Source organism: Polaribacter sp. 20A6 (genome assembly GCF_011378915.1).
Lineage (GTDB): Bacteria > Bacteroidota > Bacteroidia > Flavobacteriales > Flavobacteriaceae > Polaribacter > Polaribacter sejongensis.
The window spans coordinates 259,308-283,224 of record NZ_WTPZ01000002.1 but is presented as its reverse complement, the minus strand read 5'-3'; the positions used below and the strand labels follow the sequence as shown (position 1 = coordinate 283,224).

The 23,917-nt window shown below is 29.7% G+C and carries 26 protein-coding genes; 13 read left to right on the top strand and 13 right to left on the bottom strand.

The genetic code is table 11. The annotated features are described in order from the left end of the window. The first annotated feature begins 55 nt into the window (after window positions 1-55). The 3 genes from GQS57_RS05010 to GQS57_RS05000 all read left to right on the top strand — a co-directional run bounded on the left by GQS57_RS05010 (window position 56) and on the right by GQS57_RS05000 (window position 3,202). The gene (locus tag GQS57_RS05010; protein WP_165731488.1) at window positions 56-1,648 is read left to right on the top strand and encodes a SulP family inorganic anion transporter; all 1,593 of its coding nucleotides are present in this window, start codon (window positions 56-58) and stop codon (window positions 1,646-1,648) included. Between the two features lie 129 nt (window positions 1,649-1,777). Continuing rightward, window positions 1,778-2,425: a carbonic anhydrase family protein gene (locus tag GQS57_RS05005; protein ID WP_261974087.1), complete on the top strand. Its 648-nt coding sequence runs from the start codon at window positions 1,778-1,780 to the stop codon at window positions 2,423-2,425. Window positions 2,426-2,575: 150 nt separating this feature from the next. Next, complete coding sequence (locus tag GQS57_RS05000; protein ID WP_165731486.1) at window positions 2,576-3,202, top strand: carbonic anhydrase; 627 nt, start codon at window positions 2,576-2,578, stop codon at window positions 3,200-3,202. A gap of 59 nt (window positions 3,203-3,261) precedes the next feature. Here GQS57_RS05000 and GQS57_RS04995 read toward each other — a convergent pair whose 3' ends face one another. Beyond that, window positions 3,262-3,765 (bottom strand): CvpA family protein, encoded by a 504-nt coding sequence (locus GQS57_RS04995; RefSeq protein WP_165731485.1) that lies wholly within the window; start codon window positions 3,763-3,765, stop codon window positions 3,262-3,264. An 83-nt stretch (window positions 3,766-3,848) separates the two neighbouring features. On the opposite strand from GQS57_RS04995, the gene GQS57_RS04990 reads away from it, so the two are divergent. From GQS57_RS04990 to GQS57_RS04980, 3 genes are all read left to right on the top strand, one after another. Beyond that, a complete protein-coding gene (locus tag GQS57_RS04990) occupies window positions 3,849-4,199 on the top strand; it encodes a hypothetical protein (RefSeq protein WP_165731484.1) in 351 nt (116 codons plus the stop codon). Window positions 4,200-4,281: 82 nt separating this feature from the next. Continuing rightward, the gene (locus tag GQS57_RS04985; RefSeq protein WP_165731483.1) at window positions 4,282-5,646 is read left to right on the top strand and encodes a TlpA disulfide reductase family protein; all 1,365 of its coding nucleotides are present in this window, start codon (window positions 4,282-4,284) and stop codon (window positions 5,644-5,646) included. Continuing rightward, a complete protein-coding gene (locus GQS57_RS04980) occupies window positions 5,646-6,137 on the top strand; it encodes a peroxiredoxin (RefSeq protein WP_165731482.1) in 492 nt (163 codons plus the stop codon). The genes GQS57_RS04985 and GQS57_RS04980 overlap by 1 nt, the downstream gene beginning before the upstream one ends. On the opposite strand, the gene GQS57_RS04975 is transcribed toward GQS57_RS04980, so the two are convergent. The 3 genes from GQS57_RS04975 to GQS57_RS04965 form a co-directional block, all read right to left on the bottom strand. Beyond that, window positions 6,138-7,046 (bottom strand): DMT family transporter, encoded by a 909-nt coding sequence (locus GQS57_RS04975; RefSeq protein ID WP_165731481.1) that lies wholly within the window; start codon window positions 7,044-7,046, stop codon window positions 6,138-6,140. A gap of 250 nt (window positions 7,047-7,296) precedes the next feature. Next, complete coding sequence (locus GQS57_RS04970; protein ID WP_165731480.1) at window positions 7,297-7,656, bottom strand: YraN family protein; 360 nt, start codon at window positions 7,654-7,656, stop codon at window positions 7,297-7,299. A gap of 162 nt (window positions 7,657-7,818) precedes the next feature. After that, complete coding sequence (locus GQS57_RS04965; RefSeq protein ID WP_165731988.1) at window positions 7,819-8,766, bottom strand: LD-carboxypeptidase; 948 nt, start codon at window positions 8,764-8,766, stop codon at window positions 7,819-7,821. A gap of 172 nt (window positions 8,767-8,938) precedes the next feature. Here GQS57_RS04965 and metG point away from each other — a divergent pair, with 172 nt between their 5' ends. Beyond that, on the top strand, window positions 8,939-10,993 hold the full coding sequence (gene metG / locus GQS57_RS04960; RefSeq protein WP_165731479.1) for a methionine--tRNA ligase: 2,055 nt from the start codon (window positions 8,939-8,941) through the stop codon (window positions 10,991-10,993). A 370-nt stretch (window positions 10,994-11,363) separates the two neighbouring features. On the opposite strand, the gene GQS57_RS04955 is transcribed toward metG, so the two are convergent. From GQS57_RS04955 to GQS57_RS04920, 8 genes are all read right to left on the bottom strand, one after another. Further along, window positions 11,364-13,580, bottom strand: a complete 2,217-nt coding sequence (locus tag GQS57_RS04955; RefSeq protein WP_165731478.1) for a molybdopterin cofactor-binding domain-containing protein — start codon at window positions 13,578-13,580, stop codon at window positions 11,364-11,366. Between the two features lie 20 nt (window positions 13,581-13,600). Continuing rightward, window positions 13,601-14,062 (bottom strand): (2Fe-2S)-binding protein, encoded by a 462-nt coding sequence (locus tag GQS57_RS04950; protein ID WP_165731477.1) that lies wholly within the window; start codon window positions 14,060-14,062, stop codon window positions 13,601-13,603. 232 nt (window positions 14,063-14,294) lie between these two features. Continuing rightward, complete coding sequence (locus tag GQS57_RS04945; protein ID WP_165731476.1) at window positions 14,295-14,741, bottom strand: hypothetical protein; 447 nt, start codon at window positions 14,739-14,741, stop codon at window positions 14,295-14,297. A gap of 88 nt (window positions 14,742-14,829) precedes the next feature. Continuing rightward, window positions 14,830-15,681 (bottom strand): universal stress protein, encoded by an 852-nt coding sequence (locus GQS57_RS04940; RefSeq protein WP_165731475.1) that lies wholly within the window; start codon window positions 15,679-15,681, stop codon window positions 14,830-14,832. 273 nt (window positions 15,682-15,954) lie between these two features. Next, window positions 15,955-16,257 (bottom strand): ribosome-associated translation inhibitor RaiA, encoded by a 303-nt coding sequence (gene raiA, locus GQS57_RS04935; RefSeq protein ID WP_068447682.1) that lies wholly within the window; start codon window positions 16,255-16,257, stop codon window positions 15,955-15,957. Between the two features lie 480 nt (window positions 16,258-16,737). Continuing rightward, a complete protein-coding gene (locus GQS57_RS04930) occupies window positions 16,738-17,577 on the bottom strand; it encodes a universal stress protein (protein WP_165731474.1) in 840 nt (279 codons plus the stop codon). Between the two features lie 91 nt (window positions 17,578-17,668). Then, window positions 17,669-18,718, bottom strand: coding sequence for a response regulator (locus GQS57_RS04925; protein WP_165731473.1), 1,050 nt, complete (start codon window positions 18,716-18,718; stop codon window positions 17,669-17,671). Then, window positions 18,715-19,956, bottom strand: a complete 1,242-nt coding sequence (locus GQS57_RS04920) for a PAS domain-containing sensor histidine kinase (protein WP_165731472.1) — start codon at window positions 19,954-19,956, stop codon at window positions 18,715-18,717. The genes GQS57_RS04925 and GQS57_RS04920 overlap by 4 nt, the downstream gene beginning before the upstream one ends. Before the next feature lie 136 nt (window positions 19,957-20,092). Here GQS57_RS04920 and GQS57_RS04915 point away from each other — a divergent pair, with 136 nt between their 5' ends. From GQS57_RS04915 to GQS57_RS04900, 4 genes are all read left to right on the top strand, one after another. Beyond that, window positions 20,093-20,500: a hypothetical protein gene (locus GQS57_RS04915; protein WP_165731471.1), complete on the top strand. Its 408-nt coding sequence runs from the start codon at window positions 20,093-20,095 to the stop codon at window positions 20,498-20,500. 85 nt (window positions 20,501-20,585) lie between these two features. Next, on the top strand, window positions 20,586-21,470 hold the full coding sequence (locus GQS57_RS04910) for a DnaJ C-terminal domain-containing protein (protein ID WP_165731470.1): 885 nt from the start codon (window positions 20,586-20,588) through the stop codon (window positions 21,468-21,470). Window positions 21,471-21,472: 2 nt separating this feature from the next. After that, window positions 21,473-21,769, top strand: a complete 297-nt coding sequence (locus GQS57_RS04905; RefSeq protein ID WP_165731469.1) for a chaperone modulator CbpM — start codon at window positions 21,473-21,475, stop codon at window positions 21,767-21,769. Between the two features lie 185 nt (window positions 21,770-21,954). After that, entirely contained in the window at window positions 21,955-22,413 is a 459-nt protein-coding gene (locus GQS57_RS04900; protein WP_165731468.1) for a pyridoxamine 5'-phosphate oxidase family protein, read from the top strand. Window positions 22,414-22,495: 82 nt separating this feature from the next. Here GQS57_RS04900 and GQS57_RS04895 read toward each other — a convergent pair whose 3' ends face one another. Further along, entirely contained in the window at window positions 22,496-22,831 is a 336-nt protein-coding gene (locus GQS57_RS04895; RefSeq protein ID WP_165731467.1) for a single-stranded DNA-binding protein, read from the bottom strand. A 178-nt stretch (window positions 22,832-23,009) separates the two neighbouring features. On the opposite strand from GQS57_RS04895, the gene GQS57_RS04890 reads away from it, so the two are divergent. After that, window positions 23,010-23,552 carry a GNAT family N-acetyltransferase gene (locus tag GQS57_RS04890; protein ID WP_165731466.1) on the top strand — a complete coding sequence of 181 codons (543 nt, stop codon included), beginning with the start codon at window positions 23,010-23,012 and terminating at the stop codon, window positions 23,550-23,552. Beyond that, the gene (locus tag GQS57_RS04885; protein ID WP_165731465.1) at window positions 23,542-23,892 is read left to right on the top strand and encodes a hypothetical protein; all 351 of its coding nucleotides are present in this window, start codon (window positions 23,542-23,544) and stop codon (window positions 23,890-23,892) included. Before GQS57_RS04890 ends, GQS57_RS04885 begins: the two co-directional genes overlap by 11 nt. Window positions 23,893-23,917: the final 25 nt, after the last annotated feature.

The following is a 23,917-nucleotide window of genomic DNA, read 5'->3' as shown; positions in this document are numbered from 1 at the left end:
TAAAACTTAACAAATAGCTCTACTCTAAAAAGAATAGAGTAAAAATATATTACATATGTTTAAAAATATTAAAAACGACTTACCTGCAAGTATTGTAGTGTTTTTCGTAGCATTACCATTGTGCTTAGGTATTGCATTAGCTAGTGGTGCGCCCTTATTTTCTGGAGTAATTGCCGGTATAGTTGGTGGTGTTGTTGTAGGAGGACTAAGTGGTTCTAAGCTTGGTGTTAGTGGACCTGCAGCAGGTTTAGCTGCTATTGTATTAACTGCCATTGCTACTTTAGGTAGTTATGAAAACTTCTTAGTGGCTGTAGTTTTAGGTGGAATTATTCAAATAATTTTTGGCTTTTTAAAAGCAGGAGTTATTGGTTATTATTTCCCTTCATCAGTAATTAAAGGAATGTTAACAGGTATTGGAATTATCATCATATTAAAACAAATACCAAACTTTTTTGGTTATGATGAAGAATCTGCTTGGGATCTAGAATTTTTTGAACTTGATGGTGGAAATACATTCTCTGAGCTTATTAAAATGTTTAGTAACATAAACCCAGGAGCTGCTTTAATAGGTTTTTTAAGTTTAGCAATTATACTTTTTTGGGACATCATTTTAAGTAAGAAAGCAAAAATATTTAAAGTTATACAAGGACCCTTTATTGCTGTTGTTGCAGGAATTATATTTTATACGCTTACTTTAGGTGATGAAACACTTTCAATTGCTAGTAAACATATGGTAAGTGTACCAATTCCAGAAGATTTAAGTTCTTTTGTAGGGCAGTTTAGTTTCCCTAACTTTTCAGTTATTTTTCAACACGAAGTATGGATTGTAGCATTTACAATTGCTTTGGTTGCTAGTTTAGAAACGTTATTAAGTGTAGAGGCTTGTGATAAGTTAGATCCAGACAAAAATGTAACACCAACCAATAGAGAATTATTGGCACAAGGAACCGGTAACATTATTTCTGGTTTAATAGGTGGGTTACCTATTACACAAGTAATTGTAAGAAGTTCTGCAAATGTGCAATCTGGCGGAAAATCAAAATTATCTACCATTTTACACGGTATTTTATTATTGATATCAGTAGTTTTAATTCCTACTTTATTAAATAAAATCCCATTAGCTGTATTAGCTTCAATTCTTTTAGTTGTAGGATATAAATTAGCAAAACCAGCTCTTTTTAAACAAATGTATAAATTAGGATGGAAACAGTTTATTCCTTTTATAGTTACAGTTGTAGGTATTGTTTTTACAGATTTATTATCAGGAATTGCTTTAGGTCTTTTAGTAGGAATTGTTGTTATCTTATTAAAGAGTTACCAAAACTCTCACTTTCTTCACATTGAAGACAATAGTAATGGTAAACATAAGATAAAAATGACCTTAGCAGAAGAAGTAACTTTCTTTAATAAAGGAGCTATTTTAAAAGAATTAGACAGCTTACCGGCAGATTCTTATTTAGAAATAGATCTTATTAAAACAAGGTATTTAGATAATGATATTATAGAAATTCTTGAAGACTTTTTATACAAAGCCAAAGAAAGAAATATTGATATTAAACTTATATCTAAACGAGGAACTGTAGAAAACCCAGAAAGTTTTATCAATTTCTTTAAGGAAAACCCAAAGTCTAACATTAGTTTGAGTTAAAACTAAGACGACAAAAAAGAATATAAAAACCAAATAGCATCTAAACTAAAAACACTACAAGTACTGTAAGGTAATAGATAACGATGCTAAATTTTAAAACAAATAATTATTGAAACAAACGTTTCATTAATACAAAACATAAAGAACATGAAAGCACATACTAAAGAAACACAAGCAACGATGACGCCTAAAAAAGCGTTAGATTTTTTAACAGAAGGAAACCAAAGATTTCAAGATAACTTAAAGGCTCATAGAAACTTATTAGAACAAGTAAATGATACAAGTACAGGTCAATTTCCTTTTGCTACAATTTTAAGTTGTATCGATTCTAGAGTTTCTGCAGAATTAATTTTCGATCAAGGTTTAGGAGATATTTTTAGTATTAGAATTGCAGGTAACTTTGTAAACCAAGATATTTTAGGATCTATGGAGTTTGGTTGTAAACTAGCAGGTACAAAACTTGTTGTAGTTTTAGGACACACTAGTTGTGGTGCCATAAAAGGTGCTTGCGACAATGCAAAATTAGGAAACTTAACTGCAATGCTTAACAATATTAAACCAGCTGTAAACGCTGTTTTAGAACCAAAAGAAGCTAGCTCTAGAACCTCATCTAACTTAGATTTTGTAGATAATGTTGCTGCTAGAAATGTAACACTTACTATTGAAAGAATTAGACGCGAGAGTGAAGTTTTAACAACAATGGAAGAAAATGGTGAAATTATGATTGTTGGAGCGATGTACAATATTAATGATGGATCTGTTAATTTTATCAATTAAAAATAAAACAACTTAATAAAAGAGGGAACACAAGCCTCTTTTATTAAGTTATAATAATTACCTTTCCATTATTAATGCACAACATAATCATATATAAATGTGCAATTAGAAAAAGTATAAACTAAAAAAATACTAACTAAAACTTTAATAATGAACTTAGAAACTGTATTTAAGAACAATGAAAATTGGGTTAAAGAAAAATTAGCTACAGATAAAAACTATTTTGAAGAATTAGGGAAAGGCCAAAAACCAGAGTTGCTATACATAGGTTGTTCAGACAGTAGAGCTACTGCAGAGGAACTAATGGGGGCAAAACCTGGAGAAGTTTTTGTGCATAGAAATATTGCGAATATGGTTATTAGTATCGACTTAAACGTAATGTCTGTAATTAACTATGCCGTAGATCATTTAAAAGTAAGTCATGTTATTGTTTGTGGCCATTATGGTTGTGGTGGCGTTAAAGCAGCTATGCAATCTGCAGATCTTGGTATTTTAAACCCTTGGTTGCGTAATATTAGAGATGTGTATAGAATTCATGCTACAGAATTGAATGCCATTAAAAACGAAGATAAAAAATACGAACGTTTGGTAGAGTTAAACGTAAAAGAACAATGTGTAAACCTTATTAAAACAGCGGCTGTACAGAAAGCATATAGAGATCGTGGTTTAAAAGTACATGGTTGGGTTTTTGATGTACATACAGGTAAATTAATTGATCTAAAAATTGATTTCGAAAGGTACTTAGACGATATAATGGAAATTTATCATTTAGATTAAAAAATAAAACCCAAGGAAAAATCCTTGGGTTTCTTTTTGCCGTAAAGTTTGTGTAATTTTTATAAAGCTTTATCTTGTTCTTCTTCCTTTATTATTGATGGAAAAATAGTAGGTGCAACCTTTTTTACTGGAGCATATAATATAGATTCTTGCAATGTTTCCTTTTCTACAAAAGGAATTGTATCATTCATTTTACCAAAAAAAATAAAAACAACACTTAGTATCAATCCTATTTTTAAGGCGCCAAATACACCACCCAAGATTTTATTTAAAATTCCTAAAGAAGCAAAATCTGCAATTTTAGTCAATGCTTTTCCTAGCAGTGCAATTACCAAAATAATTATAACAAAAGTAACAGCAAAAGCCGCTAAAGAGATATATTCTGGATTCCAAGAAACATACTCTTTTAAAAAATCTGAAACAAAATAAGAGAAATGAATTGCACCGTACACACCACCAATAAGTCCTACCAATGAAGCTACTTCAACAAATAAGCCTTTTAATAACCCTCTTACAAAACCAAAAAGCAGTAAAGAAGCTATAACAATGTCAAAAATATTCATGAAATTAATTTTATCAAACCTACATAATTTTTTGTCAATTTAAAAATGCCAGTTGTATCTTTACAACTTATAAAAAAAGTAAGATGCCAAAAACACTCACCTTAAAAGAAAAATGGGAATTGTTAGTTAGTAAATTAACCAATCAATTTGCAGATGGAGACGAATTAAATATGGATGGAATTATCTATTTAATTGGTGTACAAGAATTAGGACAAGGACAAAGAGAATTTAAAAAAGACGAAAAAGTAAACCTTATGCATATTGCCATTTGTAAGCTTTTAGAACCTTATGGTTATTACGAATTCGATTATTATGATGATGATACTTGGCCACATTATAAAACATTAACAGAGTTACCAAACTTAAAACCTGGAGAACAAACGGTGTTAATGAAAGAAGCTATTATTAACTATTTTGAGGCTTTAAATTATTAATAAGACTTTAAAACAGAGAAATAGTACTTTTGGTATGCTTCTTGAAAATAGTTTAACAAGACCAAAAATCAACCTTAAAAAGATGAAAAAAATACTCGTTCTTATATTCTTAATTTCTTCATTTGCACAAGCACAATATACCGTTAACGGAACCATGTCTCCTACAATAGATACAGATTGGGTAATTTTATACAAAATTGAAGGCGCATCACAAAAGTTTATACAAAACTCAAAAATTAAAATAGATTCTGTTGATATTCAAGGAAAAAAACAAGCAATCGGTAGCTTTAGTTTTACACTTCCAGAAAATACAAAAGTAGGTTCTTATAGAATAACGTATAGATTAGAAAATGCAGGATTTGTAGATTTTGTGTTTAATAAAGAAGATGTAAACTTTGGTTTTCACCCAGAATATGCAAACCAAACAGTCACTTTTACAACTTCTAAAGAAAACATGTTGTACAAGGATTATGTAGATAATATTTCTATAGCACAAGAAAAATTAGATTCTATACAAGTTGCCGTTTTACAAAACCAAGACTTAGACCTTAAGAATGAATACAAAGAAGCTTTAAAAACAGTAAATAATATTCAAAAAGGGTATTTAGAAGCTTCAAACGGAATGTATGTACAGCCTTTTATTAAAGCTTCAAAAAGAATTAATCTACCAGAAATCATAGAAACGTCAGAAAAGTATATGGCTACTATGATTGGTACTTTTTTTGACCCTATAGATTTTAAGAGCAAAACACTATTAAACTCTGCTTTTATTACCGATAAAATTACAGATTATGTTTTTTACATTAATTACTCTCCAGATCCAGCAACACAACAAAAATTATTTAAACAGTCTGTAGACACTGTTCTTTCTAAAATTGAGAACCTATCTTATAAAAAGGAAATCATTGAGTTTTTAATCAACCAATTTGAAACGGATACGAATCTTGAACTAATAGATTATTTGTTCGATAACTATTATTCTAAATTACCAACCAATCTACAAGACAAAGGGTTTATAGATGGAAAAGAAGCCTTATTTGCTGCAGAAATAGGCCGAATTGCACCAGATTTCTCATGGAAAGAAGGTGGTAAACAATTAACCCTTTCTAAATTAAATGAAGCAGAAAACTATTTATTGATTTTCTGGAGTACTACGTGCTCTCATTGTTTAACAGAAATACCACAAGTACATACCTTTTTAGCCGAAAATGACCAAGTAAAAGTAATTGCTTATTCTTTAGAGAGTGATAGTTTCGGCTGGAATAGTTTTAAGAAAACACTACCAAATTGGCACCATGTTTTAGGTTTGAATAAATGGGAGAATAAAACAGCTAGAACCTATAATATTATTGCTACACCTAGCTATTTTATTTTAGATGCTAACAAAAAAATCATTGCTAAACCAGAACATTTACAAGATGTAAAACTTTTTTTTGATAAGAAATAATGATAAAAAAACTACTTATTCTTTTAGTTTTATTTATTCATTTTTCTGCTGTAAGTCAACAGTTTTTTAAAATTGATGATACTGCTCCAGAATTTAAGCTTTGGCTTACAGACGGCAGTAAATTAACAAATAATGACACCAAAGGAAAAGTAGTTGTTTTAAAATTTTGGTTTACTTCTTGCATGCCTTGTCTAACAGACATCCCTAAATTAAATAACCTTGTAAAAGAATTTGAAAAAAGAGATGATATTCTATTTATTGCACCTGCTTTAGACCGAAAACCAGCTATAGAAAAATTATTAGAAGTACATCCTTTTCATTTTAAAATAGCATATTCTGCTATGGATGTTAGTCAGAAATTTAATAAGCAACAAGTTTATCCATCTTATTTTATCATCAACAAAAAAGGAAAAATTGCATACATAGATAGCGGCAGTAAAATGTCAGAAACTAACGACTTAAAGAATGCAATTATTGAAGCATTAAAATAATTACATTTTCTTATTCTTTGCTTGTTTTAAAGAAGTAATTACAATACCAACTATCACTAAAAATGCTCCAAAAAACTGAAGCAACGTTAATCTTTCACCTAAGAAAAAAGACGCCAAAACAATAGTAGATATTGGCCCAACACCTGCAACAATTGCAAAATTAGAAGAGCTAATCATTTTTATAGAAGCGCTTACCAAAAAAGAAGGAATTACGGTTGCAAAAACAGCTATTAAAAGTCCGAAACCATATACTTGCCAAGGTAAATTAAACAAATCTGTTTCTCCCATAAAACTAAAATGTATAAACACACAAAAACAAGAAACTAACATGGCATATGCTGTAAATTTTACCACACCGAATTTAGGAATTAACCAACCACTTCCTACCAAATAAGAAGCATAGGTTATAGCGCTTAAAAGCACAAAAAAGCCTCCTAAATACACGTTGTTTTCAGAAACATCTACTTCATCAGAAAAAGCAATTACAATTCCTAAATAGGATAAAAAGATGGCTAAAGCTTGAAACTTTGTAATCGGTTGCTTAAAAAAAAGTCTATTTAATAAAATTACAATTGTCGGGTATACAAATAAAATAATACGTTCTAAACTCGCTTTAATATAAGTTAAACCCTCAAAATCGAAATAGCTTGCTAGATAATAACCTACCACCCCAAAAAATACCACCCAATAATAATCGCTTTTGGTAGTTTTGATCTCCTTATTTTTATTTCGATATAAATAGGCAATCACTACGTAAAACAGAAAAGAAAACAGCATTCTTAACAACAACATAGTTATTGCATCTACATTATAATTGTATGCAAGTTTAACCATTACCGCTTTAGAAGAAAAGAGCACAATGCCCAAAACACCTAAGAAAACACCCAACCAAAAGTTTTTTTTCATCATAAAACCAATCTAAAACTTACGGTTTTAGAAAATTGTTTTAAAATTAAACGATTACGAAGTTCAGAAAGGCATCTACGCTATTAATTCTGAGATTTAGATTTACCTAAATACGTTTAGCAATATAAAATATCGATTGTCAAAAACTTAATAAACAACCTTGATACACTGCAAGGAGTATGCTTCCGATACGAATACTTTTCATTTATAGGAAAGTCTATGGGGTATTAAATACTTGGCTATCGCCCTGCGATTAAAAATGTAAAAAAGCATCTTCTAAATGCTCAATTTTTGTTTTATTTTTTTGATGAATAATGGCAATAATATCAAACCGAACCTCCACATCTAAATCTTGTGTTACCACATAATAATCGATTGCAGAAACTAATAATTTTATCTTTTTAGCTTTTACTGCATCTTGTGGTTCTTCAAAATAGTCTGAACTTCTTGTTTTTACCTCAACAGCAGCCAATACTTCTCCTTTTTGAGCAATAATATCTACTTCGGCTTTTAAATATCGGTAGTTTGTTTCTAGAATTTTATAGTCGTTTTTTAACAAAAACGCAATGGCTAATTTTTCTCCTTTTTTACCAAGTTCATTGTGTTCTGCCATATTATGAGTTTACAGTATTTAGTGGCAGTTTTTAATTATCAAATAAAAGTTGATAATAATTCATTATGAAATTGCCAATATGTTAATTTACAAAATAAATGACACAAAAAACCTCAAAGGTTTTAAAAATCTTTGAGGTTTGCTTTATAAAAACACCGTAGTTTATTCTTCAAAAACAACAGAACTCTGTCCAGAACCAACTGTTAACTGAATATTCCTTCCAAAAATTAAAGCTCTATTATCAGGTTCGTGTCCTGCAGGAAAATCAAACATTACCGGAAAATCATACTCTTTTACAACATCTAAAACAAGTTGTTCTATAGAGCTTCCCCATTTGGTAGAATTATTCTTAATTCTAGAAATATCACCAATAATTAAACCCGCACAATTATCAAAATAACCAGCACGCTTTAAACTTTGCAACATTCTATCTATAGAGTATTTATACTCACCTATTTCTTCAATAAAAAGAATCTTTCCCTTTGTGTCTGTCTGACTGTTGGACCCCAACATAGAGGATAATAATGCAAGGTTCCCTCCTACTAGTTGTCCGCTAACCACTCCTTTTTTATTGTAATTAGAAGAAGGAATCGTGTACTTTAATTGCTTACCAAAAATTGCTATTTTAAAACTAGCTACTGTTTCTATAATTGATTCTGGTTTCTCATCTACACTAGTGCCCATCATTGCATGCATCGTTTCTACGCCTAAATTATGAATATGACTATGAAAAGCCGTAATATCTGAATACCCTATAATCCATTTTGGTTGTTTTAAAAATGTAGTATAATCTAATTTATCTAAAACCCTCACAGAACCGTAACCTCCACGACCCGACCAAATTGCCTTAATATTTGGGTTGTCTAATGCTTTTTGAAAATCTTCTGCTCTTTCGTTATCTGTACCAGCAAAATGACTATTCTGATTAAAAATATGTTTCCCTAAAATTACTTTTAAACCCCAACTTTCTGCTAGTTTCTTAGCCCTTTGTATGGTTTCTGCCCTATTTTTTAAAATTCCGGCAGGTGCAAGAATTGCAATCGTATCTCCTGGTTGTAAATAAGGTGGTGTAATTAATTTTTCTTGTGCATATATTGTTGAAAAAATCATAAAGAGTGCAAGTGTAAAAAGTGTTTTTTTAATCAAAATATGTCTTATTTATGGGTTCTAATCTAGTAAAAATCTATTTCCTGTAAATGTATCAATTTTCAATGGTTTTTAAAAGTCTCTTTTTCGTACTTTTGCACTTCAAAAATCAGTACATAATTAATACATAGAACACATGAGTGCTCCTAAAAGATATACAATTACAGCAGCTTTACCATATACAAACGGACCAATACATATTGGGCATTTAGCAGGCGTTTACGTTCCTGCAGATATTTATGCACGTTATTTACGTTTAACCGGTAATGATGTTGCCTATATTTCTGGTTCTGATGAGCATGGTGCTGCCATACCAATGAGAGCAAAAAAAGAAGGCGTTTCTCCGCAGGTGATTATCGATAAATATCATGGAATTATTAAAAAGTCTTTTGAAGATTTCGGAATTTCTTTTGATAATTATTCGAGAACTTCAGCAGAAATTCACCACAAAACGGCCTCAGAGTTTTTTACAAAGATGTATAATGATGGTGAGTTTATAGAAGAAACTTCAGAGCAATTGTATGACGCAGAAGCAAATCAGTTTTTAGCAGACAGATTTGTGGTTGGAACGTGCCCTAAATGTGGTTTCGAAGAAAGTTATGGAGATCAATGTGAAAGCTGTGGAACAAGTCATAACGCAACAGATTTAATCAACCCAAAGTCTGCTATTACTGGCAATACACCTACTTTAAAAGAAACAAAACACTGGTTTTTACCTTTAGATAAACACGAAGCTTTTTTACGCGAATGGGTTTTAGAAGGACATAAAAAAGACTGGAAACCTAATGTTTACGGACAAGTAAAAAGTTGGGTAGAAGATGGTTTAAGACCAAGAGCCGTAACGAGAGATTTAGATTGGGGAATTCCTGTACCTGTAAAAGGCGGAGAAGGAAAAGTTTTATATGTTTGGTTTGATGCACCTATTGGTTACATTTCTTCTACCAAAGAATGGGCTGCTAGAGAAGGAAAAAACTGGGAAGACTATTGGAAAAAAGACGATACGAAACTGGTTCATTTTATAGGAAAAGACAATATTGTTTTTCACTGTATTATTTTCCCTGCGATGTTAAAAGCACACGGAGATTATATATTACCAGATAATGTACCTGCAAATGAATTCTTAAATTTAGAAGGAAATAAATTATCGACTTCTAAAAACTGGGCAGTTTGGTTGCATGAGTATTTAGAAGAATTTCCAAATCAGCAAGATGTTTTACGTTATACTTTAACGGCAAACGCACCAGAAAGCAAAGACAACGATTTTACTTGGAAAGATTTTCAGGCAAAAAACAACAACGAATTAGTAGCCATTTTTGGTAACTTTATTAATAGAGTTGTCGTTTTAACAAACAAATATTACGAAGGTATTGTACCTGCTGCAAATGATTTTACAGAAGTAGATGAAGATGTTTTAGCTGCTGTAAAAGAGTTTCCGAATATTATTGGTAAATCTATAGAAAGATACCGTTTTAGAGAAGCAAGTCAAGAATTAATGAACTTAGCAAGACTTGGTAACAAGTATTTAGCTGATGAAGAGCCTTGGAAAGTGATAAAAGTAGATGCAGAACGTGTACAAACAATTATGTATGTTGCTTTACAAATTTCTGCAGCTTTAGCAGTAGTTTCTAAACCTTTTTTACCTTTTACTTCAGATAAATTAAAAGGGATTCTTAACCTTGATGAAACGTTGTCTTGGGAAGATATTACTGAAAAGGATGTTTTATTACCTGCAGCGCATCAAATAAATAAAGCTGAATTATTATTCTCTAAAATTGAAGATCAAACTATTGAAATTCAATTAGAAAAATTAGCTGCTACAAAAATTGCCAACGAGCAAGAAAACAAAGTGTTAGAACCACAAAAAGAAACCATAGAATTTGATGATTTTACCAAACTAGATATTAGAATTGGTACTATTTTAGAAGCAGAAAAAGTAGCTAAAACTAAAAAGCTTTTAAAATTAAAAGTTGATGTTGGTATTGATACAAGAACCATTGTATCTGGTATTGCAGAAAGCTTTTCTCCAGAAGATATTATTGGTCAGCAAGTATCTGTTTTGGTAAACTTAGCACCAAGAAAAATTAGAGGTGTAGAAAGCCAGGGAATGATTTTAATGACAGATACACCAGATGGTAAATTAGCTTTTGTAGAGCCTACAAAAGAAGTTAAAAACGGACAACAAGTAAGTTAATACAAACTTTTTATATTAGAATCGTGTAATTTCTCCATTTGGTAGAAATTACATGATTTTATTTATAAGTTAGAATTTTATTCTTAAATTACACTATGTAGTTTTACTTTTTATCGATAATCACAAACGGGTTAAAGAACACCTCCTTCGTTTTAACGAATTAAAACAATAGATATCAAGTAATTAAATAATTTAGCAACACGATAATATAATCCCTATAAAATATTTAGAGAAGTAATTTGTTAGAAATCCCTAAATTTTTAACAAACTTAAGTTACTCTCCCTATGCTAAATCGCTAAAACATTCATTTGTTTTTAGCGATTTTCATTTTACTCAAAAACTCATTTTAGATTTAATACTGTTAGTACATTAACCTAAAACACTGCTCTCTTTCAATTCGTTAATAAATGGCTGCTTATAAATTCTTTTGCCTAATGCAGCATTAATTGCATTCGCAACGGCACCTCCTGCTGGTGGTAAACCTGGTTCTCCTAATCCTGTTGGAGATAAATCATTTTCTACAAAATACACTTCTACTTTTGGTGTTTCTTGCATTCTAATTAAGCGATACGTATCAAAGTTTTTAGCATTTGGCTTTCCGTCCTTAAAAGAGAAATCTGCATACATGGCATGCCCTATTCCGTCTAAAACACCACCTTCTACTTGGTTTCTTGCTCCTGTTGGGTTAACTACAATACCACAATCTACCGCAACAGTTACTTTTTTAACTACAGGAAAACCATCTTTTAATACAATATCGGCAATTTCTGCAACGTGCGTGTTGTGGCTATAATAAGCAGAAAAACCTTGATAAACTCCCTCTTCTGTTTTGCCCCAATTTCCTTTTTCTTTCACCAACTTAATAGTGTCTTCCATTCTTTGCCCAGAATATTCTATTTTATTATCTGTAGTTCCTTTTACGTTCTGTAATAAATCTAAACGCAATTGAATAGCATCTACATTTAATTCTGATGCTAATTCATCAAAGAAACTTTGTTCTGCAAATGCTAAAAAATTAGTATAAGGTGCTCTCCAAGCTCCTGTTGTAATATTACTATTATAACTGCCCGTTTCTACTTTATAATTAGGGATACACCCTGCTGGAAAAAAGTTAGGAATCAATCCATACATATTTCCATTTACCGCAGCTTCTTTTAAATGATAACCTGTTACCTCACCGTCTTTTAAAGCGGCTTTTATTCTATATTTTACAGCAGGTTTGTAAACACCTGTTGTCATATCATCTTCTCTAGTAGAAACCAATTTTACTGGTTTTTTAATTGCATTAGATATTTCTGCAGCCTCATATACAAAATCTGCGTACAATCTTCTACCAAAACCTCCACCCATTCTAGTCATTTCTAAAGAGATTTTCTCGATATCAAAATCTAACAAATCTGCAACTACATTTGCAGCAAATTCGGGTGTTTGTACAGGACCTGCTAAATGTATTTTTTCTGATGTAACATCAGCATAAAAATTCATAGGTTCCATACAATTGTGTGGTAAAAAAGGTGAATGATATGTTTTTTCTATCACTTTATCTGCAGCTGCCAAAGCCTTTTTAATATCACCATCTTCTCTTCTTGTCTCTAGGTTTTTTCCGTCTAAAATATCGGTTAAAACGGTATCATGGTTTTCTGTAGATTCTAATTTGCTATCTACTTTCCAAACTGCCGTAAGTGCTTTTTTACCTTTTATTGCTGCCCAAGTATTTTCTGCAATAACCACTACTTTATCTGTTTCAGACATGGTAAATGTCCAGTTTTTCTTACCAGACGCAACATACTTTCTTATTTTATCACCTATGGTAATAACATCAATTACACCTTTTACTTTTTTTGCTTCGGTAGCATCAAAACTTTCTAATATTTGCCCGAAAGCTGGTGGCCTTAAAACAGTTGCAATCATCATTCCATCTGTTTTGTAATCCAATCCAAAAAGTGGTTTTCCTGTGATAATTTTATCAATATCTACATTTACAATTTCTTGACCAATAATAGTATAATCCTTCGCTTCTTTTAATTTTACATTTTCCGGAACTTCTAATAATGCAGCTTCTTTTACAACATCTCCATAGCCTAATGTATCTCCATTAGCATTGGTTATAACTCCTTTTGATGCTTTACACGTATTGGCATCTACATTCCATTTTGCAGCAGCAGCATTTACCAACATTTGTTTAGTGGTTGCTCCTGTTTGCCTTAAAGCATCCCAACCAAAGCGAATAGATTGACTTCCGCCAGCCAATTGTCTGGTAAAATTATTAGTGTCTAGGTTTCCTTGAGCTACGTTTACTTTACTCCATTCTACATCTAATTCTTCTGCAATAAGCATAGGCATTGCTGTTTTTACACCTTGCCCTATTTCTGGGTTTGGCGAAAAAATAGTGACATAACCATCATCAGAAATTTTAATAAATGCATTAAAATCATTGAAGTTTAATTTTGTAATATCCACTGGCATTACTGCTTCTGGTTTACAAGCCGTTAATAAATTAAACCCAATTAATAAACCACCACTTGCTAAAACTGATGCCTTTAAAAAGTTTCTTCTGCTAAAATTATTCTTTGATATAGATTCCATTTTGTGAAGTAGTTTTATGATTAAGACATTTTATTTGCAGCAACTTTTACAGCTTTTTCAATTCTATTATAAGAAGCACATCTACAAATATTACCGTGCATGGCTTCTCTAATTTCTTCTTCTGAAGGATTTTTATTTTCTGATAAAAAAGCAGAAGCCGTCATAATTTGTCCTGCTTGGCAATACCCACATTGTGGCACATCAATCTCTTTCCAAGCTTCTTGTACAGGGTGTTTACCATCTGTAGACAACCCTTCTATGGTGGTAATTTTCACATCATCTAAAATAGAAACTTGCATCTGACAACTTCTTGTTGCAACGCCATCTATATGAACTGTACAAGCACCACATTGCGCAATTCCGCAACCAAACTTTGTACCTACTAAATTTAGTTCATCTCTTAAAATCCATAACAATGGAGTGTCTGCATCTGCAGATACTTTTCGGGCTGTTCCGTTAATATGAAGTGTATAATTTGGCATAGAAAGTCGGTTTAAAATTAAAGTTGGAAGTTACAAAAAATTGCTTTTGTTATTTTAACTAGAAGTTAAATGAATATATTTTGGGATTATTTTAACGAAAACAAACCTCAAGTACCTAAATAACAATACAATAACTATTCAAAAAACTGTTTAAAGCAAAAAAAAATCCACCCTAAAAAGGGTGGATTCAACTTTTTCAAATCAATTTTACGCAGCTTTATCTTACTATTTTTTATTCCACATCTATAATTCGTTTTTGTTTTTCTTCTTTTTTTATCTTTTTTAAAACATCAAATAAATTTAGTTTTAACTCTCTATGTTCTTTTAAGTGATTTTTAAATAAAATAAGTAGTGTTTTATGCTCGTTCTTATAAGTTTCTTTTTGTTTATCACCCTCAGGTTCTATAACTTCTAGGTTGTTTTCATGTTTTTGAACCAATTGAATTAACGCATCATTGGTCTTTATAGAATTACTTAATTTCTCAATAATTTCTTTACTTTTATCATAAGATTGAAAATCGATTAATTGAAGCGTATTCCATTTTATTAAGTCTTCGAAAAAGAGATATTCATCATTTAAAAACTCTAATTCTAAACGCCATTCTTTAGAATCATTATGCATTTCTTCTGCACTTAACCATTTTATATAACTTGTATTTACATGTTTAATTTTCATCATAAATAGTATTAAATTCTACACTAAAAAACTTATCCACCCCTAATTTACTTAAAAAAACAAGCTTATAAAATGATTAATATCATCTAAATTAGTTTGCCTTTTCCCCTGAAGGAATTACTAAGAAAGGTACATTTAAATGAAAACCTATTTGACTAATTGTTGATTTAAAAAATAGATTTTCGAAAAAAGAATGCTTATTGTTTATCATCACTAACAGATTTATTCGCATTTTTAATTGAAATTCAGAAATAGCACCTGTTACACTTTGGTTGCTAACACTATAAAATAAATGGGAAACATTTTTTAAGATTTTATCTAACTTATGTTTATTTTCTATTTGATTTTTAGATAAATCATCGCCATAAGTAGTGTTTATTATATTTATTCTAGAACTATTAGAAAGGCCAATATCTACAATTAGTTTTACTTGTTTTTCATTAAAAGAAACTTCATAGTCCGAAGGAAATAATACTTCATTAGGAGCTTCAAAAGCATAATTACTTGGTATTGCTAACACGGGGCATTTTGCATTTTTAATGATATGTACGGTGTTAGAACCAAATAAAATTTCGGTTAAACCTGTTGCTCCTTTGGTTCCCATTACAATAAGATCCATTACATGTTTTTCATGCAACTCTTCTATCTCACTTGTTAGAGTGTTAAATGAAGCTATTTTACGATACGTATGGTTTGGGTTTTTAAATTGATTTTCAATTTTTTGTTGAAGTTTATCAAGTCCTTCCTCTGATGTGTTTTTTACAACATCAACCAAATTAAAACCTTCAACACCTGGGTTCATATACTCTACATCATAAATCATTGGTGTATAAGTATTCATTATAAAGAAATTACATTTTTCGTCCTTAAATAATTGAATTGCATATTGAATTGCATTCCATGAATTATCTGAAAAATCTGTAGGTAAAAGTATATTTTTCATGATGTTTGTTTTTAATAAATTCTAAATTATATTTCCTATTCCATAACCTCCTAGAAGAGATTTTTACCTATAAATTTATTTTATCTATATGGTTTTAAAATAGAATATGTTGCTTTTTAAGTATAAAATGAACCTCTAAATTTCTTAGATTATCCTTTGTAAAGAGTTAAATATCTATCAGAAAGATAAAGCACATCTGTTGCAGAATTATTATCAGACTAAAAAAAAGTCTTTATTAGCCTGATAATAATTTAACCGAGCATTTATCTGCATTTACAGATAAGGTTTTGTAATTGCTTTTCTCTTTTGTAACTGCTTTTCTAAATCTGAAATAGTATTTTTTACAGCAAGCTCGTAATTTTTTTCATTTGAAGATGCAAATAATCTTGGTCCTGGTGCACTTAATTCTATTTCACAAATTACACCTTTGTTTTTAGAATCATTTTCCTTTTTAAAAAACACATCTGCTTTAATAATTGTTTCGAATTTTTTAACCAAACCATCTAGCTTTTTTTCTGTATAAGCTTCCATCGTTTCACTTGTAGACATGTTAACAAATTGAATATTCATTTTCATCTTTATGGTGTTTTTAGTTATTAATAAAAAAATTATTGAAACCTATCGTTTCGTATGTAGTTCTAAGATAATCCTTTTTAATTAAATTATTATAATAGCATATGCAATATTTAATAGATATAAACCTATTAGAAAAAGTAGTGTATATATTGCCTGTACAAATCTAATATTTACAAGTTTTAACCAATGTATGGTTCGCTTAGGAATACTAAAAAGAGATAACCCTATAAGTAATGACGACCAACCAATTAGGGTAATTATAAGTTTCCAATTAGGCTCCCATATGTTATGGAATAGAATATTTATCAACCCAATAATAATGGCTAAAAAAGAAAAAATAATTAGAAATTTTTGATCTTCTAAATCATTAAATATTTGCCTAATCCTTTTTGGATTAAAACTTAGTATAACGAAAAAAATAAGTAAGTAATAACCCCAAAACTTTGCTAAAAAAATTGAATTATCCATAACATATTGTTTTTATTCATGCAGTACTAAAAAAGGAACATCGGTATGATAGCTTATTTCCGCTACCTTAGTATGAAATAGTATTTGTTGAAAATAATTAAGATTTTTTGCCACCATAGCAATCATATCTATATTTCTACTATTTACAAAACATTGCACAGCATCTTCTACTTTTTTATTTGTTAAAAAATGAAAACTGTGTTGGTAATTATAGAGATAATCTTCTAATAGTTCTTTACTTTTTTGTTGATCCTCATTTAAAGAGGTTACCTTTTTACTGATATTTAAAACCCTTAAGGACGCGTTTTTTTCTTCTAAGATTTTTATTATTGGTTCTAATATTTGTAATTCATTACATAGAGAAAAATCTGTTGGAAATGCCACCTCTTCTATTTTCTTAAATTTAGCATTCTCAGGTACTACTAAGGTTGTACATTTTACCTTTGTAATAACATCTCCCGTATTACTCCCAGTAATATATCCCTGAAAACCACTAGCTCCTTTAGTTCCCATAACAATAACATCTATTTTTTTTTCTTCTACCTGCTGTCTTATAGACTCAATAAAAAAATTAGTATCTGTTAAAGTGTAAAAATTATGGTTCTTATTATTAAAGTTTAGAGCTATTTTTTGCTGAAGTCCTTTTAATTGTTTTTTTGCATTTTCTATGTTTACATCTATAACAACTTCTTGCGTGTCATCATAAAAATAATCATCTACTACAACATTATTTAACCTATTAACGTGTAACAAATAAAAATTGCACGTTGCGTGCTTATAAAAATTTAAAGCATACTCAATAGCATTCCAAGAATTGTCTGAAAAATCTGTAGGGAGTAAAATAGCTTTCATTTAAATTCATCTTTTATCTAAAAGACAAATTTATTGCTAGAATACTTTTTAAAAAATGATATTAGTCATATGGCTGCTAATTCATTTAAAATCAAGAAATATCTTTTAGTTTCTCTAAATCTAAAATTTTAATTGTTCTACCTTCTATTTCTATTAAACCTTGTTTTTTAAAACTAGACATAGTTCTAATTAAAGTTTCTGTTGCAATACCTGCAACACTTGCTAGATCGTTTCTAGAAATTTTTATATGATCTTCTGGTTTTCTATTTAATTTTTCTGCAAACATTAAAATTGTCTTCGCTGTTTTTTTACTTACAGAACTATATGCCATTTGTAAAAGTTGATCTTTTACAACTGCTAAGTCTTCTGTTAACAATTCTATCAACTCTAATGTTACTTTATGATTTTTGTTTAAAACACCAGTTAATGTTTTTTTAGAAAGACCAACTAATTCTGTTTTCTGAATTGCCGTTGCAGATTCTTGATATGCTAAATTCTGAGAAAAAGAAGTATAGCCAAACAAATCATCTTCTTTATATAAAGCAGTTGTAAGTTGTTTTCCTTGCTCATCTAACTTATGGCATTTTATAAGTCCTTTATTTATTAAATAAATATAATTAGAGTTATTGCCTTCTTTATAAATGCTTGCATCTTTTAAAAAAGTAAACGTTTCTCCGTTATCTTCAAAATAATTTTTTAAGTCATTAAGACTTCTTATGTCTTCTTCCTCTTCTTTTACAACTTCAATTTTTTCTCTACGATCTTTTAGTATCGCTGCTTTTGCCAATCTACTTTCTATAGCACTAATTAATTCATCTTCATTAAAAGGCTTTGTTATATAGTCATCTGCCCCTAAATCCATTCCTTTTCTTACATCACTTCTTTCTGTCTTTGCTGATAAAAATATAAACGGAATGTGTTGCGTTATTTCGTTATTAGTTAAAGCTTCTAAAACACCGTAACCATCTAACTCTGGCATCATAATATCACAAACAATAATATCTGGAACTATTTTTTTTGCTAGTTGCACCCCTATTTTACCGTTAGCAGCACTGGTAACCTCGTAGTTTGATAATTCTAAAAGTTCTGATGTATTTTCTCTTAAAACTACATCATCCTCAATTAATAGTATTTTTCTCATATTGCTTTGTTAATAATCTTCAATGTAAAAGTTGATCCTATATTCTCTTCACTTTCAAAAGTAATTGTTCCTCCTAAATTTTGTAAATGACTTTTAATAATATTTAAACCAATTCCTGTTCCTTCCGTTAATAATGCATTTTCTGCTCTAAAATAACGGTTAAATATATTTTTTTGATCTGCCTTTGGAATCCCAATTCCTTGATCTTTTATTTTAATGGTAGTCGTCGTGCTATCTTGCTTTATTTTAATGTCTATTTCAGAATTTTCTGGCGAATATTTAATAGCATTGTTTATTAAATTAGATAAGGCCAAGGCAATTGTTTTTTCGTCTTGCAATAAAGAAATATCATCTATATCTTCTGGATATTTAATTCTTTGTCCTACTTTTAAAAGCATGTTTGCATTATAAATAACCTCATCTACAACCTTACTTAATTTAAAAGTATGAAACTTGTAATTTACTTTACCCGTTTCTAGTATTTCTATAGATAAAAAATCATTTAAAATATTATTTAAATAATGTACTTTATTAGTAATGGTTTCTAAGTGCTTATCTCTTTTTTCTTGTTGTTCTGCCAACTTATATTTACCTAAAAGCATTGTAGACGTTAAAATACCACTTAACGGTGTTTTAAACTCATGAGAAACTAACGACAAGAATTTTGTTTTTAGTTCATTCAGTTCTTTTTGCTTTTTTAAAGCATCTTTAATTTTATTCTCTGCTTCTAGCCGTTTATGATTCTCTTTATCCAGCTCTATATTTACAGTTTTTAATTCATGAACTGTTTTACTTAACTCTTTAGTTCGCTCACAAACCTTTTTTTCTAGATCATTGTTTAATTGATGTATTTCTTCTTCTTGTTGTTTTCGAACAGAAATATCTATAATTAAAGCCATTATAAAAGTTTGTCCTTCTATTTGAAACGGATTTAAACCTGCTTCTAAAGGAAAAATAGCTCCATTTTTTCGGGCTCCATACAAGTCTCTCCCGTTGCCCATCTGCCTTTTTTCTTTGTTCTTCATAAAACCCTTAAAATGGGCTCCGTGACCTGCGTGATAATTTTTAGGGATTAAAATATTAAGTGGTTTATTTATAAGTTCTCCTGTATCATAACCAAACATTCTCTCTACAGATGAATTTACAGAAACTATGTTTTGTTGATCGTTTACTACAACAACTCCCTCTGATACAGCCTCAAAAAGTACATTAAAAACATCCCGATCTTTACTTAGCATTTGGCAATAAATTATCTAATTAAACAAAGATTAAAAATACTACATTTTATATTCAAATTATAGTAATTTATGACTAATATCATAATTATATAACTCATTATTCTATAACTTTACTCATATTCATAAATTCTTAATTATGAAACCATCACAAAACACAATTATTTCTTTTTATGAAAACTTAGGTAAATTATTTTTCGCAATTGCAGCTGCAGATAACATTGTAGAAGAAGTAGAATTTAATGTTTTAAAAAAAATAGTAAAAGACAAATGGACTAAAATAGATCCTGTAGATGATGATTTTCATTCGGATGCAGCCTATCAAATAGAAACCGTTTTCGATTGGTTAAATATTGAAAGTTTTTCTAATTCAGAAACTTGTTACAATGAGTTTATCGATTTTAAAAAAGAACATCCTTCCTTATTTACCCAAGAAATAAAAAGTCTAATTATAAAAACAGCAACTAAAATAGCTGCTTCTGTTGCAGATTTAAATAAATCTGAATTAAAATTGGTTGCAAAACTAAGTTTAGAACTTGAAAAATAATAAATTTAAGTATTATTTTAACCAAGTTGTAATACACAACCAAATTAAAAAAAATACGTATATTACTTTTTAAACACCTTAACTGATGGCTTCTATAGATTATTATAAAATTTTAGGAATTACCAAAAGTGCTTCTGAAGCTGATATTAAAAAAGCTTACAGAAAATTAGCACGAAAATACCATCCAGATCTAAACCCTAATGATAAAACTGCTGAGAAAAGCTTTAAAGAAATTAATGAAGCAAATGAAGTTTTAAGTAATCCAGAAAATCGTAAGAAATACGATGCATATGGAGAGCATTGGCAAAACGGAGAAGCTTACGAACAAGAAAAACGAAGACAGCAAGAACATCAAAATAGGTCTCAAAGTAATCAAGGTGGGTATTCTCAAGAAGATTTTTCTGATATGTTTGGAGACATGTTTGGTGGTGCTTCTTCAGGAAGAAGAACGAATGCTAAATTTAGAGGGCAAGATTACAATTCTGAAATTCAACTAAACTTAAACGATGTTTACAAAACACAAAAACAGGTAATTACTGTTAATGGAAAAAACATTAGAATTACAATTCCGGCTGGTGTAGAAAACGGACAAGTAATCAAAATAAAAGGGCATGGAGGAAAAGGTGTAAATGGTGGTCCGAATGGCGATTTATACATTCAGTTTTCTATTATAAATAACACCAAATTTAAACGAAACAAAGACAATCTTTATATTGATGTTGATTTAGATTTATATACGGCTCTTTTAGGCGGACAATTAACCGTTGATACTTTTGATGGACAAGTAAAACTAACCGTTAAGCCAGAAACAGCAAACGGAACCAAGGTGAAATTAAAAGGAAAAGGATTTCCTAAATATAAAAAAGAAGATCAGTTTGGAGATCTATATATCACTTATCAACTTAAAATACCAACTAAATTAAACGAAAAAGAGATAGCATTAATTAAAGAATTACAAAAACTACGCTAAACATGGAAACTCAAAATTTAATATCTATTCAGCAGTTTTGTACCCACTACAGTATTCCTGCAGCTTTTATAAATGAATTAAAAGAATATGAATTAATAGAAGTCATTGTAGAAAATAATGATCATTATATTAAAATTACGCAAATAACAGAAGTTGAAAAAATGATTCGTTTGCATTATGATTTAAACATAAACCTAGAAGGTGTAGATGTAATTTCCAACTTATTAAACCAAGTGGATTCTTTAAAAAAAGAAATAACTGATTTACAAAACAAGCTCAAGTTTTACGAAAACGAATAATATTCTAAAATAATTTCATATAAAAATAGTTCCTTATTTTAGCGCTACCTCCTAGTATTTTTAGGCTTTTTACACCTAAAAAATCATATAATTAAAGATAAAAAATTAATAAACTGATTTTTATCATATTTTATTTAATTGATTTTTAATACATTAGTCACTCCCTTTAACTAAAACTAAGTATCATGATAACTAATTTAAAAGAGAGTGAATGCATAAACATCTTAGAAAATAACTATGTAGGGCAACTGAGCTATATTTATATAGAAAGACCTTTTATTGTACCCATGACTTATTTTTTTGACAAGAAAAATAGTATTGTAGGCTATTCCGAAGAAGGTCATAAAACAAAGGCAATGAGAAATTATAGAAAAGTTTCTCTGCAGGTTTCAGAAAAAGCAGACAGCAATACTTGTAATTCTGTTTTAGTGCATGGTATTTATGAAGAACTATCTGGTTCTGTAGCAAAAAAATATTTACACGATTTTACCGAAGGTATTAAAGCAATTATTCTAAAAAATGAACACAGAAATTTGCATTGTATAAGCGATTTCTCTAACAAAAGAACACAGAAAAAAATTCCAATTGTTTTTAGAATAACTGTTGATGAAATGACCGGTAAAAAAATTACAAACGAGAGTTAATAACAAGAAAACATAAATATCAAATTTAAAAAGACCATCTAAAAAGGTGCAATACTTTCTAGACAGCCTCTTTCTATGTAATTTATTTAGCTCCCAAAAGCAATAATTCATTCACCATAATTTCGGTAACATATCTTTTTTCACCTTCTTTGGTATCATAAGAACGGTTTGTTAACTTCCCTTCAACGGCAATTTCTTGTCCTTTATTTACATAGTTTTCTACCACTTTAACCAAACCTCCAGTAATAACAATATTATGCCAATAAGCACGCTCTACCTTATTACCTGCTTTGTCTTTGTAACTGTCATCTGTAGCCATAGAAAATTTAGCCATTTTATTACCATCTTTAAAAGTTACTATTTCTGGATCTTGACCCAATCTACCAATTAACTGTACTTTGTTTCTTAACGTATTCATAAGATAAGTTTTTATGCATTTTTATTGAATGCAGATTTATAATTTGTTTTTGTCAATTCGTTTTGACTCTGCAAAGTTGCGACACCATTGCAATTTTATTCGGTTAGAAAACAATTACTTTCGGTTGTAATTACTTGTAGTCGTTTGTAAACGGATAAAATTTAAGTATATTTACCTTATGAAATTTCATTTAGAAACAAAAAGACTACTTCTTAGAGAATTTAGAATAACTGACGTAGAAGGAATGTTTGAGTTAGATTCTAACCCAAAAGTTCATAAATATTTAGGGAAAAAGACAATTAAAACGAAAGAGGAGGCAAAAAAAATGATTGAATTTATTCTAAAACAGTATAAAGAAAATGGTATTGGTCGGTTTGCTGTTATAGAAAAATCTTCAGGTAATTTTATAGGTTGGTCTGGTTTAAAACTAAATAAAGGAACAAAAGAAAGCTTAAATGGTTTTCAAGATTTTATTGATATTGGCTATCGCTTCATTCCGAAATATTGGAAAAAAGGATACGGCTTAGAAACTGCTATTGCTTGTTTAGAATATGGTTTTAACTCCATGAATTTAGACATTATTTATGGTGCTGCAGAAATAGAAAATATTGGATCAAACAAAATTTTACAAAAAATTGGATTACAATTTGTAAACGAATTTAAAGAAGATAATGAGCTAGTAAATTGGTACGAACTAAAGAAAGAGAACTATGGAAAGTAGAAAATGTTTGGAGTGTGATGAAGTTGTTAAAGGTAGAATTGATAAAAAATTCTGTTCAGATTATTGTAGAAATGCGTACAATAATCGTGTTAACAAAGACAGTAAAAACCTCATTAGAAATATAAACAATCGACTTAGAAAAAATTACAAGATTTTATCAGAATTAAATACAACTGGTAAAACAAAAGTAACCAGAACCAAATTGTACGATAAAGGTTTCGATTTTCAGTTCTTTACCTCTATTTACAAAACAAAAACTGGGAATACTTATTTTTACGTTTACAATGAAGGTTATTTGCCTTTAGAAAATGAGACTTTTTTATTAATAAGAAAAGAGTAAAAAATTTACATCAACATATACTTTT